The 14,619-nt window shown below is 50.0% G+C and carries 21 protein-coding genes; 4 read left to right on the top strand and 17 right to left on the bottom strand.

Features of this window, described 5'->3' with window-relative positions; all coding sequences use genetic code 11:
* The 16 genes from SU32_RS03150 to SU32_RS03075 all read right to left on the bottom strand — a co-directional run bounded on the left by SU32_RS03150 (nucleotide 1) and on the right by SU32_RS03075 (nucleotide 10,190).
* Entirely contained in the window at nucleotides 1–450 is a 450-nt protein-coding gene (locus SU32_RS03150; protein ID WP_201454864.1) for an NlpC/P60 family protein, read from the bottom strand.
* Nucleotides 440–1,336 (bottom strand): DUF2163 domain-containing protein, encoded by an 897-nt coding sequence (locus tag SU32_RS03145; RefSeq protein WP_053997887.1) that lies wholly within the window; start codon nucleotides 1,334–1,336, stop codon nucleotides 440–442. The genes SU32_RS03150 and SU32_RS03145 overlap by 11 nt, the downstream gene beginning before the upstream one ends.
* Nucleotides 1,333–1,941: a DUF2460 domain-containing protein gene (locus SU32_RS03140; RefSeq protein WP_053997886.1), complete on the bottom strand. Its 609-nt coding sequence runs from the start codon at nucleotides 1,939–1,941 to the stop codon at nucleotides 1,333–1,335. Before SU32_RS03140 ends, SU32_RS03145 begins: the two co-directional genes overlap by 4 nt.
* A 10-nt stretch (nucleotides 1,942–1,951) precedes the next feature.
* Nucleotides 1,952–2,512 (bottom strand): phage tail tape measure protein, encoded by a 561-nt coding sequence (locus SU32_RS03135; protein WP_082376412.1) that lies wholly within the window; start codon nucleotides 2,510–2,512, stop codon nucleotides 1,952–1,954.
* Complete coding sequence (locus SU32_RS03130) at nucleotides 2,502–2,729, bottom strand: rcc01693 family protein (RefSeq protein WP_053997884.1); 228 nt, start codon at nucleotides 2,727–2,729, stop codon at nucleotides 2,502–2,504. Before SU32_RS03130 ends, SU32_RS03135 begins: the two co-directional genes overlap by 11 nt.
* Nucleotides 2,719–3,042 carry a gene transfer agent family protein gene (locus tag SU32_RS03125; RefSeq protein ID WP_053997883.1) on the bottom strand — a complete coding sequence of 108 codons (324 nt, stop codon included), beginning with the start codon at nucleotides 3,040–3,042 and terminating at the stop codon, nucleotides 2,719–2,721. The genes SU32_RS03130 and SU32_RS03125 overlap by 11 nt, the downstream gene beginning before the upstream one ends.
* On the bottom strand, nucleotides 3,039–3,455 hold the full coding sequence (locus tag SU32_RS03120; RefSeq protein WP_053997882.1) for a phage major tail protein, TP901-1 family: 417 nt from the start codon (nucleotides 3,453–3,455) through the stop codon (nucleotides 3,039–3,041). Before SU32_RS03120 ends, SU32_RS03125 begins: the two co-directional genes overlap by 4 nt.
* A 17-nt stretch (nucleotides 3,456–3,472) precedes the next feature.
* A complete protein-coding gene (locus tag SU32_RS03115) occupies nucleotides 3,473–3,883 on the bottom strand; it encodes a DUF3168 domain-containing protein (RefSeq protein ID WP_053997881.1) in 411 nt (136 codons plus the stop codon).
* Nucleotides 3,884–4,028: 145 nt separating this feature from the next.
* Complete coding sequence (locus tag SU32_RS03110) at nucleotides 4,029–4,379, bottom strand: phage head closure protein (RefSeq protein WP_053997880.1); 351 nt, start codon at nucleotides 4,377–4,379, stop codon at nucleotides 4,029–4,031.
* A complete protein-coding gene (locus tag SU32_RS03105) occupies nucleotides 4,379–4,948 on the bottom strand; it encodes a head-tail connector protein (protein WP_053997879.1) in 570 nt (189 codons plus the stop codon). The genes SU32_RS03110 and SU32_RS03105 overlap by 1 nt, the downstream gene beginning before the upstream one ends.
* A gap of 87 nt (nucleotides 4,949–5,035) precedes the next feature.
* The gene (locus tag SU32_RS03100) at nucleotides 5,036–6,325 is read right to left on the bottom strand and encodes a phage major capsid protein (RefSeq protein WP_053997878.1); all 1,290 of its coding nucleotides are present in this window, start codon (nucleotides 6,323–6,325) and stop codon (nucleotides 5,036–5,038) included.
* Nucleotides 6,326–6,337: 12 nt separating this feature from the next.
* Nucleotides 6,338–7,042: an HK97 family phage prohead protease gene (locus tag SU32_RS03095; protein ID WP_053997877.1), complete on the bottom strand. Its 705-nt coding sequence runs from the start codon at nucleotides 7,040–7,042 to the stop codon at nucleotides 6,338–6,340.
* The gene (locus SU32_RS03090) at nucleotides 7,042–7,401 is read right to left on the bottom strand and encodes a DUF6107 family protein (RefSeq protein ID WP_053997876.1); all 360 of its coding nucleotides are present in this window, start codon (nucleotides 7,399–7,401) and stop codon (nucleotides 7,042–7,044) included. Before SU32_RS03090 ends, SU32_RS03095 begins: the two co-directional genes overlap by 1 nt.
* Complete coding sequence (locus SU32_RS03085; protein WP_053997875.1) at nucleotides 7,398–8,612, bottom strand: phage portal protein; 1,215 nt, start codon at nucleotides 8,610–8,612, stop codon at nucleotides 7,398–7,400. The genes SU32_RS03090 and SU32_RS03085 overlap by 4 nt, the downstream gene beginning before the upstream one ends.
* 23 nt (nucleotides 8,613–8,635) lie before the next feature.
* A complete protein-coding gene (locus SU32_RS03080; protein ID WP_211097667.1) occupies nucleotides 8,636–9,910 on the bottom strand; it encodes a DNA-packaging protein in 1,275 nt (424 codons plus the stop codon).
* Nucleotides 9,816–10,190: a hypothetical protein gene (locus SU32_RS03075; protein WP_144421019.1), complete on the bottom strand. Its 375-nt coding sequence runs from the start codon at nucleotides 10,188–10,190 to the stop codon at nucleotides 9,816–9,818. The genes SU32_RS03080 and SU32_RS03075 overlap by 95 nt, the downstream gene beginning before the upstream one ends.
* 146 nt (nucleotides 10,191–10,336) lie before the next feature.
* Between SU32_RS03075 and SU32_RS03070 the strand changes: the two genes are divergently transcribed.
* The 4 genes from SU32_RS03070 (at nucleotide 10,337) to SU32_RS03055 (ending at nucleotide 14,221) form a co-directional block, all read left to right on the top strand.
* Nucleotides 10,337–10,753 (top strand): DUF983 domain-containing protein, encoded by a 417-nt coding sequence (locus SU32_RS03070; protein WP_053997873.1) that lies wholly within the window; start codon nucleotides 10,337–10,339, stop codon nucleotides 10,751–10,753.
* Nucleotides 10,754–10,838: 85 nt separating this feature from the next.
* Entirely contained in the window at nucleotides 10,839–13,016 is a 2,178-nt protein-coding gene (locus SU32_RS03065; protein WP_053997872.1) for a transglycosylase domain-containing protein, read from the top strand.
* A gap of 76 nt (nucleotides 13,017–13,092) precedes the next feature.
* On the top strand, nucleotides 13,093–13,680 hold the full coding sequence (locus SU32_RS03060) for a DUF1214 domain-containing protein (RefSeq protein WP_053997871.1): 588 nt from the start codon (nucleotides 13,093–13,095) through the stop codon (nucleotides 13,678–13,680).
* A complete protein-coding gene (locus SU32_RS03055) occupies nucleotides 13,673–14,221 on the top strand; it encodes a DUF1254 domain-containing protein (RefSeq protein WP_053997870.1) in 549 nt (182 codons plus the stop codon). The genes SU32_RS03060 and SU32_RS03055 overlap by 8 nt, the downstream gene beginning before the upstream one ends.
* A gap of 11 nt (nucleotides 14,222–14,232) precedes the next feature.
* Here the strand turns inward: SU32_RS03055 and SU32_RS17205 are convergent, their stop codons facing one another.
* Complete coding sequence (locus SU32_RS17205; RefSeq protein WP_144421018.1) at nucleotides 14,233–14,430, bottom strand: hypothetical protein; 198 nt, start codon at nucleotides 14,428–14,430, stop codon at nucleotides 14,233–14,235.
* Nucleotides 14,431–14,619 lie beyond the last annotated feature (189 nt).

Genomic DNA, 14,619 nt, shown 5'->3' with positions numbered 1-14,619 from the left:
TTACTCCGGATTGAAAGTATCGGGAAATTGAAAAATGCCGGAAATACGGCGGCGCCATTGAGGCACGAGCGGCGCTTTGCAAACAGCATGACGCTCATAAGCATGGATGATTTGACCGCCACCGGCGTAGATAGCCACATGTTTGGAGACGGTGAAACTGCTCCATTTGAACAACAGAACATCGCCTATTGAAGGGGAGCCTTTCGGAGCTGGCTCAAGATATCTATTTGCCGCCACCAGCAACAAATCCTTCGGCGCACATTCGGCCCAGTCGCGACTGTAATTTGTATCATAGGAAATAGGCGAGCCACCAAGTTCACTCCAAATACCTAAGACCAAGCCCAAACAATCACAGCCGACATGTTTGCTGCTCATCTGATGGCGATAGGGTGTACCAATCCAACTTTCAGCTGAATTAAGCACTAAAGCCCCAAGCTTATTATGGGACAATCGGCCCTCCATCCAGACGTGTTTCAACGTCGAGATAATTCAGAGCATTTTCATTACCTGGCATATGTGGAAAGCCGCGAAAGTTTATGTGATTGGAAAACTTTGCCTTGCAGGTTTCAAAACGTTTGTCACAGCCAGCAATTATATCAAACTCTGCGCCCGCATCCGGGATCAAGTGCATGGCTTCAATGACTGTAATTTCAAGCCTGCTTCCATTATTGCCCGCGCTCGCAATTGTATATTGCTGGCCAAGCAAATTACCGGTTTTCCAAATAAGGGTTCCACCTGAAAACCAATTATCAGCATACTGCCCTATTGCTTCTGCATAGAATGAACCAACACTGTTTGAAGCATCATTAAGCACCCTGCTTTCAGCGCGATAAATCGGAGACGCTACGTTTACACCACAGCGCTGATCGCCTAGATCAGCATCACAGCGTTTAATAAAATAACGGCCCGATTGCTGATCAAGATTTGCCGCGTGGCTGCGCAACTCTGCTTTAAAGTACTCACCCTCACGGGTAATTTCACCGATACGGTATTTGCGAATAAGTGCCTGCTGTTCAGGCGCTTCCCAATTCACAATCCATTGGAAGACTTCCGCATTATCATAAAGCCGGGCATGAATATCCGCCTCTGAAATCCGGTCTGATTTAAGCGCGCCGGACACCTCGCTCGTTTCAACAGAAAGCCCTAAAGCGTTGTCCAAGGCGCTGGCGTTTAAGCCTGTTTCCGGTTCACAAACCACGCCGTCAACGGTCAATGATTTATCATGGTCTGTAAAGCCAAGCCTTACCCCATCCGTTCGCGAAATTATCCAGACATAACAAACTGTTGCGGACTCATTTCGCAAATGCTCTTTAAGTGCTTCTCCAATTTCGATCAAAAGCGTAACTCCAACAATGTTATATCGGATACTTCACCTGCGTTATTCACAGTTCGCGTTGCCACCAACTGCTCGTTTTCGAAACGCACCGGCACATCAAATTGAAATCCAGCCGAAATCGCTTCTTCACTGGCTGGGGCTTGATCAAAAACAAGTTTCTTTGAAGACTGATCGAACGAAAAGCCTGTAAAAATCTCCACCCCGTCAACGGCAACACGCAAAGAATCTTCAATGGGATGAGTCACTTGTCGGCCATTACCGAGAATTAGATTCATCTCGGTTGCGACACCATCGCCAATGCCAATTTCAACATCGTTGGCGCTAACATTTTGATTTAAGGCGGCCGTTGAATGCTCAAACGGATCGCGGAACCGGAACCCATATAATGGGCCTGATCGCGCCTCAAAAAATGCAGTCAGAACTTGTATTTCATCTAGCGGTCGTTGACCGACCGAGATCAGATATCGCCTCAGCGGCGCGGACCAACGCTTATTGCGCCTCTCATGCCCCGATGAAAGCCGCGTCACATCTACACGCATTTCCGGACCGCCACTGACATTGAACTTCAAGCGCGCCGGAAAATTTACGTCGTGAAAACCAGTCATCAAATTTTCCTTAAGATGTGCGCTGACCGCGCGCGACTGCCCGTGCCAGAGCAGCGCTAACCTGACCTGAAGACCGCCTAAAGCCATCAATATCCGGTGTCGAAATATTGATGGTGATATTCGACGATCCTGCTGCTCTATCCGGGCTGGCAGCAACACCAAGACTGCCATCGCTACCCCGTTTCAGCGGCATAATTGCTTCTGTTCCCGCCTCACCCATCAGGCCAACTGAAGAACCATTTGGAAAATATGTCGGAGTGGCAACAATACCGCCAGGTACGCCGCCTTTTGCAAATGGCGTTACAGACCCAAAGCCGGAAAAAATCTGGGAGCCAAAGCCATTTAAAATATTCTTCAAAGGAGCCAGACCACTTGATAGCGCGGAACCGGCAAGAGAAAGCGCGATACCGCGCAATGTGTCTTCCAGTGATTTACCGGATACAACTGCGGACTTTAAAGCGGAGGTGATTGTATTTCCGAACGAACCTGCATGTTTTTCAAGTTCACGCAATGCCGTTTCAAAACCTTGCGTGTCCGCATCAATAGAGACAATGAGTTCTTCATTCATCAGAATTATTCCTAGCAAAGCCGGTGTCAGGAAAACGTGCCATCATTTCCTCGAACTGTTTTCGGGAAGGCGGCACTGACGCCGCATTTGAAAACGCTCGAAGAGCCGCTGATATTTCCAGTGGTGTCGAACGCCAGAATGCCTCCGACGGTAATTTCAAAGTTCCCAGACCAAAGGTCATTATTGCCTCCCAAGGAAAAGGCAGAACCTTATCCTTCATCAGCATATCCAAATGTAAGTGTCAGCAATTCAGACACGATGCGCGCATATCCAGCGACACCGCCCTCAACCTGCATTTCCGCTACATCTTCGCGGCTAAAATCATGGCCACCGCCAAGCAAGCCTGCATGGATAATGGAAAGCAGGTCACCGGCCGATAACCGGCCGTTTGAAAAACGCTCGGTTAGAGATGTCAGATCGGTCGCGCCAAAACTTGCTTCCAGATGTGCAAGCGCGCCGAGCGTCAAACATAGACATCGTTCTTTTCCGCCAAGATTAGCGGCAATCTCGCCGCGGTGTTTATTGATAATCATGCCGCGGCTCCAAAGGTCAGTTCGCCAGCCGATTCAATTGCGATATCGAATGTGACCTCAGCATCGTGATTGCCGCCATATTCCAATGCTGTAATTTGGAACGCACCTTCGATTGTTCCAAAATCCGGCAAAACTAATTGGCAATCCGGCGTCTCGCTATCAAAGAACGCCGAACGCACGATCTCATCAGATGTCTTGTCTTTAAAGATGCCGCCTGCCGCGACCGAGGCGCGGCGAATGCCGGAGCCAGCCAACAGTTCGCGCCAACGGCCCGCGGATTCAGAATCTGTAATATCAACACTTTGCGCATTAAAACTAATGCGTTTTGTTCGAAGGCCGGCAATGGTTTCAAACTGGCCATTCGCTATATTTCGGACTTTCAGGAGAATATCCTTGCCCCGCTGAGACGCCATATCGCGCTCCTTTCAATCTAGTTTTTTGGTTCCAAAAGAATACGGAAGCGCAAGGTGGCGCGCATTGAACGTGCCGCAATCTCACGCTCGAAACGTTCACTGACCGGCCACGTCATCACGAGATGGGACTGGCTTCCATTTGGCAGTTGAATGTCTGATTTCATTAACGTTCTTACACGTTGGCAAATATCGTAAATCTCTTTGCGCCCTTGAGCGGACGACCAGACACGAAGTGTTACGATGAAGGCCTGACCAAGATAATCGCTTGTACTCCAATCATTTGCAGTCAAATCTCCAATAACCAAAAACGGAAACTTGCGATTCTTGGGAACGGCATCATGGACACGTTCATCGCCCAGAAGACCAGTCAGTGCCGGATCCTGAGACAATAAATCAAAGAGCGCTTTTTGCAGCGCGCCCGCACTCATTGCTTACGGTCCTTGTTTCTGTCCCTGGCGTCAGCATGCAGCTTTTGCTTATTTTCAACTTTGCGCGCAGCATCGTCTGCCAAGTTCAGTGATGCGGTCCGTAGCGTGCTGATGAGCAACTTGATATTCGTTCTGAAGGTCATGTTCATGCGCTTTCGCCCTCCTTGCGGCATATACAGCGCAGATAACGACCCGTTTCATCAGGATCATAAACCGCAAGTATCGTGAAGTGCCGCGTATCGCCGCCAGCCACAAAGCGCATAGAGACATCGGCGGCGACTGGTTGGCGCAAATCAATGATGTGCGTGTAATTGGCTTCATTGACTTCAGCGCGAACGGAAAAGTCTGCCCGCGCCGGCACAATGCGCGCCCAGTTTTGCGATACCGGCGACCAATCATCAACGTAACCGCCATAGCCATCTTCAATTTGGTCGTTCTGCTCCATAGACAACAAATCGCGGAAAGCACCGGCATCAAGATAAAGAGGCTTCATCATCACAGCCTCACTTGGCGGTAATGGCGGATGAGGTGCGTGTACAAGTCAGGTACGGAGACAGGCTGGTCGCTTGGCGCATATACCCCGCGAAATTCATACCAGTGCGCGATCAGAACTTTCATTGCGCGTTTAATGAGATCTGGAACATCTACACCCGTGTTGCCAAAGCCGGCATCAAAGTCGATCTCAATGCCATTGCACGGACCTGATGGACACGCAGCACGATCAAATTTCAGACGCGCGGGACGTGACATGGAATTGAAGAAATAAGCACTGCCCGGCAAAATGACCGGTGTGCCTTCGCTATCGTACCAGACGATTTGGACTATGTTGCGTGCTGGATTTCGCGGCAAACAAACCACATGGTTTTCCGGCAAATCGTCAACCCACAATCTGAAAGTTTGTGTGATCAGGGAAAGCCCCGTTTCACATTCAACAAGCTGGGTAGCGCTTTTGGTAAGCCCGTCGATCAGTTCATCCTCTTCAGAGGCAGTCACTCGCAAATGCGCTTTCGCATCAGCCAATGTAACTGCCTGTACAGAAGCGGGCGAAATCAATTGAAATGTCATAAATGCTCCATTCATAAAAAACGGCCCTGCGGGGGAGGAACGCAGGGCCGCAAGCAGCGCGGAAAATTGCCTTTAAGGCACGCGCGCTTAACTCACTGAGAAGTTGATGAGTTTAATGGCATCGAAGTCCTGGACCCCGCCGCCGACACGTTTGGTGGTGTAGAACAGTACATATGGTTTGGCCGAGTACGGGTCGCGCAATACGGCTACGCCTGCACGATCAACGATCAGATAGCCGCGGGCAAAATCACCAAAGGCAATCGCGTTCACGCCATCGGCAGGGTCCGGCATATCTTCCGCTTCAGTAACGCCGAAGCCCAACAAAGTTGCATTTTGCCCTGCACCGGCTGGCGCCTGCCATAGATAATTGCCGTCCGCATCTTTCAATTTGCGAATAGCCGCCTGCATACGCCGGTTCATCACCCAGTTTGCGTTCTGGCGATAACCTGCCTTCAACGCATAGACAGTATCTACGAGCACGTCTGAAGGATCGCTGGCAGGCAGATCACCGGCAACGCCGGTTGCCACATAGCCAAGTTTGCCCCACTCCCAAGCGGTTTCATCAACTGCAGTATAATCGAGAAAACCACGCGGTTTGTTGACGCCGTCACCATTGATAAATGCGGCACCTTCCTGCTCAGCAAATGCCGCCTCAACTTCTGCCGCAATCCACTGATCAATATTAACCGCACTATCTTCAAGCAGCGACGATGTTGCCGCCGGCATCGCATAAAGTTCCATAGTCGGGAACTGAAGCTCGGCTAATTGGCTCGCTGATGTTTCCGGGCGCGCATCGGTTTCACCCACCCAGCCAACGACTGGCCCTGAAATCGCAAATGGTTTTTTCAACACGGCACCGGACACCTGGCGCACGCTGGCAAGCGAGCGAATTGGTGAAATTTGCTTTAGCCGTGAGCCAATTGCACTTTCAGTTTCAGCAGGGACCAGAAAACCGCCATCCGGGCCTGAACCATAGCTCATCGCTTTGCCTTCAATGTTACGCAAAGCCCGTTCATCACCGCTGCGCACATAGCGTTCAAATGCTGATTTATGTTCGCTGTTTTCAATGCTGAAGACACGCTCTGTTCCCAAATTGGGGCGCGCAGCTTTTGCAATTAAGCGGTCAAGAACACGTTTTTGCTCGTCAACCGCATTGTTGATCCGGTCTACCTTATCGACCGTGATGACATCTTCGCCGATTTGTGTTTCCAACTGTCTGAGCCGTTCGTCATTCGCCCGTTTGAACGCATCGAACGCGCCCATAAAGTCGTCAAACGCCTCTGCGACTTCCTGTGCCTGGCCACTTGCTACGGGAGCAATCGACGTGTTTTTTCGTTCCGGCGCGCGTGCACCAGACTTTGAGTTTTTGAAAGTCATGCTTTTTCCTAGTTATTTAAAACGGCTGGCTGCAAGGCGGATTTTATCCGCCAACAAAGCCGTATCTGTTTCATCATATTTTTGGTTGAGACCAGCGGCGTCCCGCGCGCTTGCCAGTGCAGAAAAGCCCTTGGTAATAATCGTCTTGGCCTGACTGCGCGAAAGCCCTGCATCCCGCACGAGCCATCGTTCGAATGTGCGCCTTGTGGGAAGATTTCCCCGCGCTTTAATTTGAGATACACGCGCTTGAGGCAACATCGGAAAAGTGACAACAGATACTTCCCAAAGATCTGCTTCCAATATGCGCCTTACTTTTCCGGATTTTTCATGGCGCGCGCGGACGGTCTTAAATCCTATGGAAAGACCATCGATGGCCCCTTCCCGCATCAATGCGTGCACTTCTCGTGCGCGGGCGACATTCAAATTTAACCGGCCCTTTACAAAAAGACCCGTCGTGTCCTCGAATATCTCAAGCCAGTGTCCAATAGGCTCATCAGGATTATGCTGAAAGAGCAAACGGATATCTGAAATCTTTTTGATTTGAAGCGATTTACTGAATGCGCCTTTGGCGATCACCTCATTGCCGAGATCTTCCACATCGAACAGGCTTGCATAGCCGCTAAATGTACCATCAGCTTCGACACCTGAAAGTTGCTGATCAGCAAATTTATGCTCGATTTTTGGTGCCAGTGATTTTGTTAGTTTACGGTACTGCATTAAAGATCATTACCTTCATCTTCGTGGCGTGGACGTTTTTGCGAAAAGTTCCACTCGAGAAAGCGAAGCGCAAATCCCAGCGCTGTCCAAATCACAAGGCTTGAAAACGCAGCCCCCATCAAAGCGACTTCAAAGTCGTTGAGGCGATTGCCGAATGAGAACCGGTCAGCGATCCAAAGACCTGTCGGAAAACCAAAGACCAGCCCTGCGGTTAAACCTGTCATAAAGCGTATCGCCGCCTCGCGCTTACCGGCCGGCAGCACATAAGCAAGTGAGATTGCCGAGCCCGCTAACGCGCCTATAAACTTTGCGATCCACAAAGTTTCAGAAGGAGAGATATCGGGAAAATACTGCTTCATTCGCGCTGCTCCTCGCCCATTGGAGAATATCCAACGGCCATACGTTTCTCATCCTCACTCAAGAACGATGCAGCTTCGAGACGCGTCCACAATGCATCACGTTCCGGCCTCAAGCTTTCGACTTGGTCAAGATCAAGCTCCAAGTGAAATGCCGGTGAACGTGACTGCTGCATCCAGCCGCTCATTGCGCTTTTGACGCGTTGGAGAAGCGGCAAGACAGTCAAGCGGAAGAAAGCACGATGTGCTTCTTGATAGTTTGCATAAGTGTTGTCGCCCGGTATGCCCAGCAACATTGGCGGGACACCAAATGCCAATGCGATATCCCTACTCGCTGCATTCTTGGCCTCAATGAAGTCCATGTCTTTGGGGGACAGCCCCATTGCTTTCCAGTCCAGCCCGCCTTCAAGCAATAATGGTTTGCCGGCATTGTTCGGGCCGGAGTAACCGTCTTCCAACTCGCGTTTAAGCTGCTCATATTGTTCCGGCGTTAAATTGCTGCCATCGCCGGGTGCATAAACGAGTGCTCCCGAGGGCCTTGCGGCATTGTCCAGAAGCGCCTTGTTCCACTCAGCGGCAGCATTGTGCGTATCAAGCGCCATCAATCCTGCCTGCAATGGCGCAAAGCCGTTTACATCATCAAGCGGGTTGAACAGCTTCAAGTGCAATAAGGATTGCGGCCCATCCACTTCGTCCATAGCGATGTGGCGCGTCTTTGCGCCTGTTTGGTAGACATAAGCTTCCGGCCAACCATAATCATCAAGCTTGCAGCTAATGTAATCTGGCCGCAATGTATAAAGTTGCCCGAATGCATTTTCACCGTGACCTACGCGTTCAATATATGCATTACCGGATAGAAGCAGATGCCCGCAGATTGCCTCGACAAAATCGCCGCGTGACTGAAAAGGGTTCGGCTGATTGATCAGTCCGGCGAGCGGATCATCAAGCAGTTCCTGATCGCCTTCATATGCTAACCATGGTACAGAGCCGGCAGCCTCTGAAATCATCCTGACACAGCGGTGAACAACGGCGTTGCGCATAAAACCTTGTCTGGATAAGGCCTCATAAGACGCATTTGTCCACCCTGCCCCCAGAACATTATGCAGAGCGACAAAGCCCGACGAGCCGGAAATTCCTGCCTGCTTAATTTCATTTGGCCGGACATTTTTTGGACGCGCGAAAACACGCGAAAACCAGCCGGTTTTCTCGGTCATAGATATTCCTGACTATAATTGATTTAAACAGTTCGGATGCGTGGCTTATTTGGCCTTTGCATCAATAATTGATTGATGGCCCACACACACGCATCCAGCCGGTCCGGTGAACGCCGTGTTGAAAGCCCTTCATTCGTAAAGTCACACATTTCATCTTCAAGTTCGGGCATCACTCCGACATGATGTACGCGTCCCTGCTCGTATAGCGCCGCAACCGGTTCAGCGCGCAAATATTTACCTCGGGTCGCATGTACTGATAACACCGGCACACGATCATCAATTGAGCGTATGACACTGGCCACCATCTCGCCGCCTTGGTTGACTTCTGCCAGAAGCATATCTGCTTGCCAGGTATGGAACTCGCCAATCGCCCGGTTCGCCCATTTATTCGGTGACGCCGCTTTTAAAGTGCGGTCCGCAAGCACAAAAGCATGACCTGTCTCATCGCAGCCAGCCACGACAATGCCGCAGGCATCCGACGTCGATTTCGATGTGGCAGGTGGATCAACAGCCACAATAATGCGGGACAGTTGTGGCGCAATGGGCACACGCAGACTTTCCAACTGCTCTCTATTCCATAATGCGCCTTCACGCGCTTCAATTAATTCACCTTGAAGCTCCTGCCTTCCAAGGCTGGTGTTGCTGTATCGCTCACTAACATGAGCCAGAAAACTCGGTGCAAGATTGGTTGCATTTTCAAATGTTGTCATATGCGTGAGGCGGGTTGCCTCATCCGCCATCAGCTTTTTTAAAAGAGGTATTGGTTTAGGCGTTGTTGTTACCAATTGCCGTGGATTTACGCCAAGCCGCAGCCCGAACTGCAACATATCCCAACATTCTTGTGCGTAAGGCCATTTGCATAATTCATCGCACCATGCCGCTGAAAATTGCGGGCCGCGCAACCGTTCCGGATCATGCGCTGAATACGCTTCTGCAACGATGCCATTGGGCCAAAGCAGACGTCTTCTTGTCGGCTCATAACGTGGTTTCTCATAGATTGCATTGGCACAGATACCGGCAGGCCCCTCAATCATGACCTCACGAATATCTGCAAATGTTTCCCCAACTAACGCAATGGGTCCGGTGGGTATTTTCGAAAATGGCGGCAAACCGGTTGCCATTCCGTGCACCCATGCGCCGCCTGCCCGGGTTTTGCCGGACCCGCGACCGCCAAGCAGTAACCAAGTGCGCCAATCATTTCCGCTAGGTGGCCTTTGCGATTGACGCAGATTGAGTGTCGCACTCGCTGCGACCTTTTGGGCCGTCGTTAGCGATGTCTTTTTCAAGTAGGATTGCATCGGCACGTTTCCTTGCGAGCTGTTCAATCCTCTCCTCAATCTCGATCAGAATATTTTTAATTGCCACCTCTTCCTCAACCCCGTCAGAGTCATCACCATCATGCTTCTGAGCAAAATCCTCCAATTTCTCTACGACTTTCAATGTGGATTGAAGATTGTCTATTGCAGCTTTGGTGAAAGGCTCCCCTTGCGGGTTCAATTCCAAAAGCATTTTCGCCTGGTTCCTGAGACCATCCAGCAATGCTTGAATAAGCTTTGGTTCCATGTCTTCAACATTCAATTTTAATATGCTGACAAAAAAACCGGCTGCTCTGACAACCGGTGTTTCGACGCAATTTCGTGATTATGTCACAACACTACATCTGAACCGTCACGCTGTCAAGAATATATTCCTAGTTTCTGCAATTATTTTAAATGAGCACTAAAATGTCCTTTGACGATCAATACCCAACGTTGAAACCAGAGCACAGCGGAATGCTTGGAAAATGCCCGCGTTGCGGTAGCGGAAAGCTTTTTTCAGGGTTTTTGAAAGTCGCAGACAAATGCGATGTTTGCGGCCTCGATTATGGCTTTGCCGATGCAGGAGACGGCCCGGCATTTTTTGCGATATGTATCGCAGTCGTACCTGTTGTTGGTTTTTCGGTGTGGATGGAAGTCTCTGTCGGTGCACCCTATTGGCTCAATGCACTTTTAACCGCGCCTTTATTGTTGCTGGCCTGCCTGCTACCTATGCGGCCGCTAAAAGGTTACCTGATTGCCAGCCAATACTACTTTAAAGCCCGTGAGGGACGTCTCGATGATCTGAAAGATGACACAATCGACCCGGAAGTTAACCGCGATTAACCGCAAGCTCTTGTTGGCTGTTACAAAATCGGGCAAAATATCTGTATAACGCACTATTTGGCGCGCGTTCGGGGCACTTGGGATTATGAATAACCCGCTGGATAATGATCCATATACAAAGGCAAAGCCTTATAAAAAATCATCTTTCCTATTGGAAATTGATGCATGGATCGATTCAACTCTTTACGAGGCCAAATTTGCAGCCGGTGAAATCTGGGAAGACATAACGATTTTCTTCCGGCGTTTCCGGCCCTACGGTTTCAAGCGTGCTATCTTCGAAGTCTTAGGCGAAGGTTTTACGCTCGGTACCGGCGGTCTGATCCTTATGCTCGCTTTGGCTTTGCCGGCGGCCGATGAAATCTCTTCCAATTGGATGGACCGCAATGATTTTGCCGTCACATTTCTGGACCGTTATGGCAATGAAATCGGACAGCGCGGGATTCTGCACTCAGAAGCCATTCCGATTGAGGAATTACCGGACCATTTGATCAAAGCGGTATTGGCAACAGAGGACAGGCGCTTTTTTGAGCACTATGGTTTGGATTTTTTCGGCCTCGCCCGTGCCATGACTGAGAATGTGCGTGCGAATTCCGTTGTGCAAGGCGGCTCGACACTTTCCCAGCAGCTTGCAAAAAACCTGTTTTTGACAAATGAGCGAACCCTTGACCGCAAAGTCAAAGAGGCATTTCTGGCGCTTTGGCTTGAAACCAACCTTACCAAAGACGAAATTTTAAAACTCTATCTAGACCGCGCCTATATGGGCGGCGGCACATTCGGTGTTGCTGCTGCCACTGAATTTTACTTCGATAAAAATGCTCGTGACCTAACACTAGCAGAATCTGCCATTCTCGCAGGCCTATTCAAAGCACCCGCCAAATACGCACCTCATGTGAACTTACCTGCCGCACGTGCGCGTGCGAACGAGGTTTTGACGAATATGGTGCAGGCTGAATTTTTAACTGAAGGCCAGGTAACCGGCGCGCGGCGCAACCCGGCGGATGTGGTTCTTCGAAATGATGTCGATAGTCCCGATTATTTTCTTGATTGGGCTTTTGATGAAGTCAAACAATTCATTGTCGATAACAAAATCCCATCCCGTTCCGTTGTTGTTCGCACGACTGTGGATCTCAACCTTCAACAGGCAACCGAAGAATCCATAGAGTTCTACCTGCGCCAGAATGGACGAGAATACAATGTTACAGAATCAGCAGCCGTACTGATTGAAAATAATGGCGCGGTTCGGGCTCTTGTCGGCGGTCGTGACTACGGCCTTAGTCAGTTTAACCGCGCAACGCGCGCTGAGCGGCAAGTCGGCTCATCCTTCAAGCCATTTGTTTATGCCGCAGCGCTGGAGACAGGCCTGAAACCCGACAGTGTCGTGGCAGACGCTCCCATTACATGGCGCGGGTGGTCACCGCAGAATTACAATCGCCGTTTTTCCGGCCGCGTTACACTTTCCAATGCATTGGCACGATCAATCAACACAGTGCCTGTCCGTCTGACACGTGATTTCATTGGCGGCACACAGCCTGTTGTCGATCTTGCGCACAAGATGGGTGTTGAGTCTGAAATAAGCGGCCACCATACGATGGTTTTGGGCACTCATGGCATGACAGTGCTGGATCAAGCCACTGGCTATATGACGTTTGCAACGGGCGGTATTGCCGGTCTTAGGCACGGTTTTACGCAAATCATGTCCACCACTGGCGAAATTCTTTACGATCGACGCACAACACCGGCCAAGACTGAACGCGTTCTGTCTGAAGGAACAGACATCGCCATGAACAATATGCTCGTTGGCGTCACCGAGTTCGGCACAGCAAGGCGTGCTGCGATAGAGGGCTTTCGCATTGCTGGTAAAACCGGCACCACACAATCCTACCGTGATGCTTGGTTTGTCGGCTATACCGGCAATTTCACCGCCGCCGTCTGGTATGGAAATGATGACTACACGCCAACAAACAGATTAACCGGCGGACGACTGCCTGCAGAGACCTTTCAACGTATCATGTCCTTTGCTCACCAAGGCGCCGAGCTTAAACCGCTTATCGGCGTTGAAAATTCTATTCCGCAACCGGAAGCAGACGACACACCTCAAGAGACAGAAGGCAATGATGGCGAAGACGGCTCAACGATCGCACAAATACGCCCACGTTCGCTTTCTAAGGCGACCTCTCAATTCCTTCAGGACCTTGCCGTAAAGCTGGAGAATACACCGCCGCTAAAACGCGACCCCCAACGCGTTTCCAGCACCAATAATTGATGTTGAAACGAGGCCATATGCTTAAGCTTCTCAAGAACGCTTTCAATACTGGCATTGATTGGCTACGACCTGAAACATGTTTAAACAACTGATACCCATTGTCATCGCGCTCGCTATTGCTGTTGTTGGCGGCATATATTCTGCAGAGCGTATAACCCGCGAATTTGCAGGGTTTGGCGCTCTTGAATATGGCGCTTGGGTTTCGCATCCCCAAACGGGAACGCCCGACGCGGACCCTTACGCCAAAGCACATGCGGCGCGAACAGGCGAAATTGCGCTGGGCAGTGCAGAAGGACTGGTTTTTATTGCCGCACATGATGATGGCGGAGAAGCAATCAATGCCGCTTGCGACTATATAATAAAAGGCAAAACACCAGCAGCCCGCGCCTGGACATTGAGGATCGCAGATAAAGATCTGATGCCTATTTTTGCTCAAAACGGTGTCGTGAGTAGCCTTCATTCCGGCAATACTTTACGTAATGCCAAAGGTGATTTCGAAATTACAATCTCTAAAACGATAACTGATGGAAACTGGCTACCACAAACCGGAAGCGGCGAGCGTCGTTTTATCCTATCGCTTTATGATACCAGTGTGGCGAGCACGACCGGTGTCAGCGAGATAAAGATGCCGGCCATACAAAAGATAGGCTGCAACGATGAGTAGGCTCCTGCTGGCTATTTTGATCGGTCTGGTTGGTGCCGCGATTGTGCATTTGGCGGTTATACTGATGTTGCCGTGGGTATCAGCCAATAGCAGCTCTGCCTATATTCGCGATATTGCCCCACCCTATGAGACTGTAATTCTTGATAAAAATGCGGTTACCAAACAGCGAAACCCGCGTTTGGATCCACTTTTTGAAACAGCATTATGCCGTTATGATTTGTCTGAAGGCGCCGCGAGATTTAGTGCTTCGGGCCAAGCACTTTACTGGTCACTGTCTGTATATGATGCATCCGGCACGGTGTTTTTCAGTGCCAATGACCGAATTGCGGACAGTCCGAACGTCGATCTCGTGATCGCGAATAAACAGCAACTTCGATATGTACGGGAAAATACGCCTGAAGAGATTTCTGAAGCTATTATCGCACCAACAGATTCTGATGAAGGTTTCTTGCTGTTGCGTGTTTTTTCACCGGACAAGAGCTGGAAGCCTGTTGTCGATAGTTATCTAAGTACATTCGAGTGTGAATTACTGGACATATAAAGATAGTATTTTCAGAAAGGCCGACGCTTTCTTTTTGTAGCACGTGACCGGCCCAAAGACGGATCATCCAGCCGTGGAAGTGCCGCTTCCGTTCGTTCATATCGAACGCCGGTAAACAATAGAATTTTTGCATTCCCCTGCTCTACACTCGGGGTCTGACGCGATAATCTAAGTGACTCGAACTCTTTAAACGCAACAATACTGCTCATGGGAGCCTCCATCGTTGGAGTTGCGACATGGTTGAGCTTAGCCAACGGATAGTTAACGCAATACTAACAATTTTAACCTATTTTCCCTACGTAAGTAATGGCAAATGAGTAAAGAGTATGGGCATTTTGCATAGCCACGTCATAACATTTACCCGTGACTTTTGCGCACAACAACGTCCAAACGCCAGT

Source organism: Ahrensia marina (assembly GCF_001293565.1).
GTDB lineage: Bacteria > Pseudomonadota > Alphaproteobacteria > Rhizobiales > Rhizobiaceae > Ahrensia > Ahrensia marina.
The sequence above is the reverse complement of the archived record's forward strand: the minus strand, read 5'-3'. Positions and strand labels throughout refer to the sequence as shown.

What these genes read in the sequence shown, in the direction of transcription:
- SU32_RS03140 (WP_053997886.1), bottom strand. Translation starts at nt 1,941, where the DNA reads ATGACTGGTTTTCACGACGTAAATTTTCCGGCGCGCTTGAAGTTCAAT.
- SU32_RS03085 (WP_053997875.1), bottom strand. Translation starts at nt 8,612, where the DNA reads ATGACCGAGAAAACCGGCTGGTTTTCGCGTGTTTTCGCGCGTCCAAAA.
- SU32_RS03115 (WP_053997881.1), bottom strand. Translation starts at nt 3,883, where the DNA reads ATGAGTGCGGGCGCGCTGCAAAAAGCGCTCTTTGATTTATTGTCTCAG.
- SU32_RS03125 (WP_053997883.1), bottom strand. Translation starts at nt 3,042, where the DNA reads ATGATTATCAATAAACACCGCGGCGAGATTGCCGCTAATCTTGGCGGA.
- SU32_RS03080 (WP_211097667.1), bottom strand. Translation starts at nt 9,910, where the DNA reads ATGCAATCCTACTTGAAAAAGACATCGCTAACGACGGCCCAAAAGGTC.
- SU32_RS03105 (WP_053997879.1), bottom strand. Translation starts at nt 4,948, where the DNA reads ATGACATTTCAATTGATTTCGCCCGCTTCTGTACAGGCAGTTACATTG.
- SU32_RS03130 (WP_053997884.1), bottom strand. Translation starts at nt 2,729, where the DNA reads ATGAAGGATAAGGTTCTGCCTTTTCCTTGGGAGGCAATAATGACCTTT.
- SU32_RS03120 (WP_053997882.1), bottom strand. Translation starts at nt 3,455, where the DNA reads ATGGCGTCTCAGCGGGGCAAGGATATTCTCCTGAAAGTCCGAAATATA.
- SU32_RS17205 (WP_144421018.1), bottom strand. Translation starts at nt 14,430, where the DNA reads ATGAGCAGTATTGTTGCGTTTAAAGAGTTCGAGTCACTTAGATTATCG.
- SU32_RS03100 (WP_053997878.1), bottom strand. Translation starts at nt 6,325, where the DNA reads ATGACTTTCAAAAACTCAAAGTCTGGTGCACGCGCGCCGGAACGAAAA.
- SU32_RS03070 (WP_053997873.1), top strand. Translation starts at nt 10,337, where the DNA reads ATGTCCTTTGACGATCAATACCCAACGTTGAAACCAGAGCACAGCGGA.
- SU32_RS03060 (WP_053997871.1), top strand. Translation starts at nt 13,093, where the DNA reads ATGTTTAAACAACTGATACCCATTGTCATCGCGCTCGCTATTGCTGTT.
- SU32_RS03055 (WP_053997870.1), top strand. Translation starts at nt 13,673, where the DNA reads ATGAGTAGGCTCCTGCTGGCTATTTTGATCGGTCTGGTTGGTGCCGCG.
- SU32_RS03095 (WP_053997877.1), bottom strand. Translation starts at nt 7,042, where the DNA reads ATGCAGTACCGTAAACTAACAAAATCACTGGCACCAAAAATCGAGCAT.
- SU32_RS03065 (WP_053997872.1), top strand. Translation starts at nt 10,839, where the DNA reads ATGAATAACCCGCTGGATAATGATCCATATACAAAGGCAAAGCCTTAT.
- SU32_RS03090 (WP_053997876.1), bottom strand. Translation starts at nt 7,401, where the DNA reads ATGAAGCAGTATTTTCCCGATATCTCTCCTTCTGAAACTTTGTGGATC.
- SU32_RS03110 (WP_053997880.1), bottom strand. Translation starts at nt 4,379, where the DNA reads ATGATGAAGCCTCTTTATCTTGATGCCGGTGCTTTCCGCGATTTGTTG.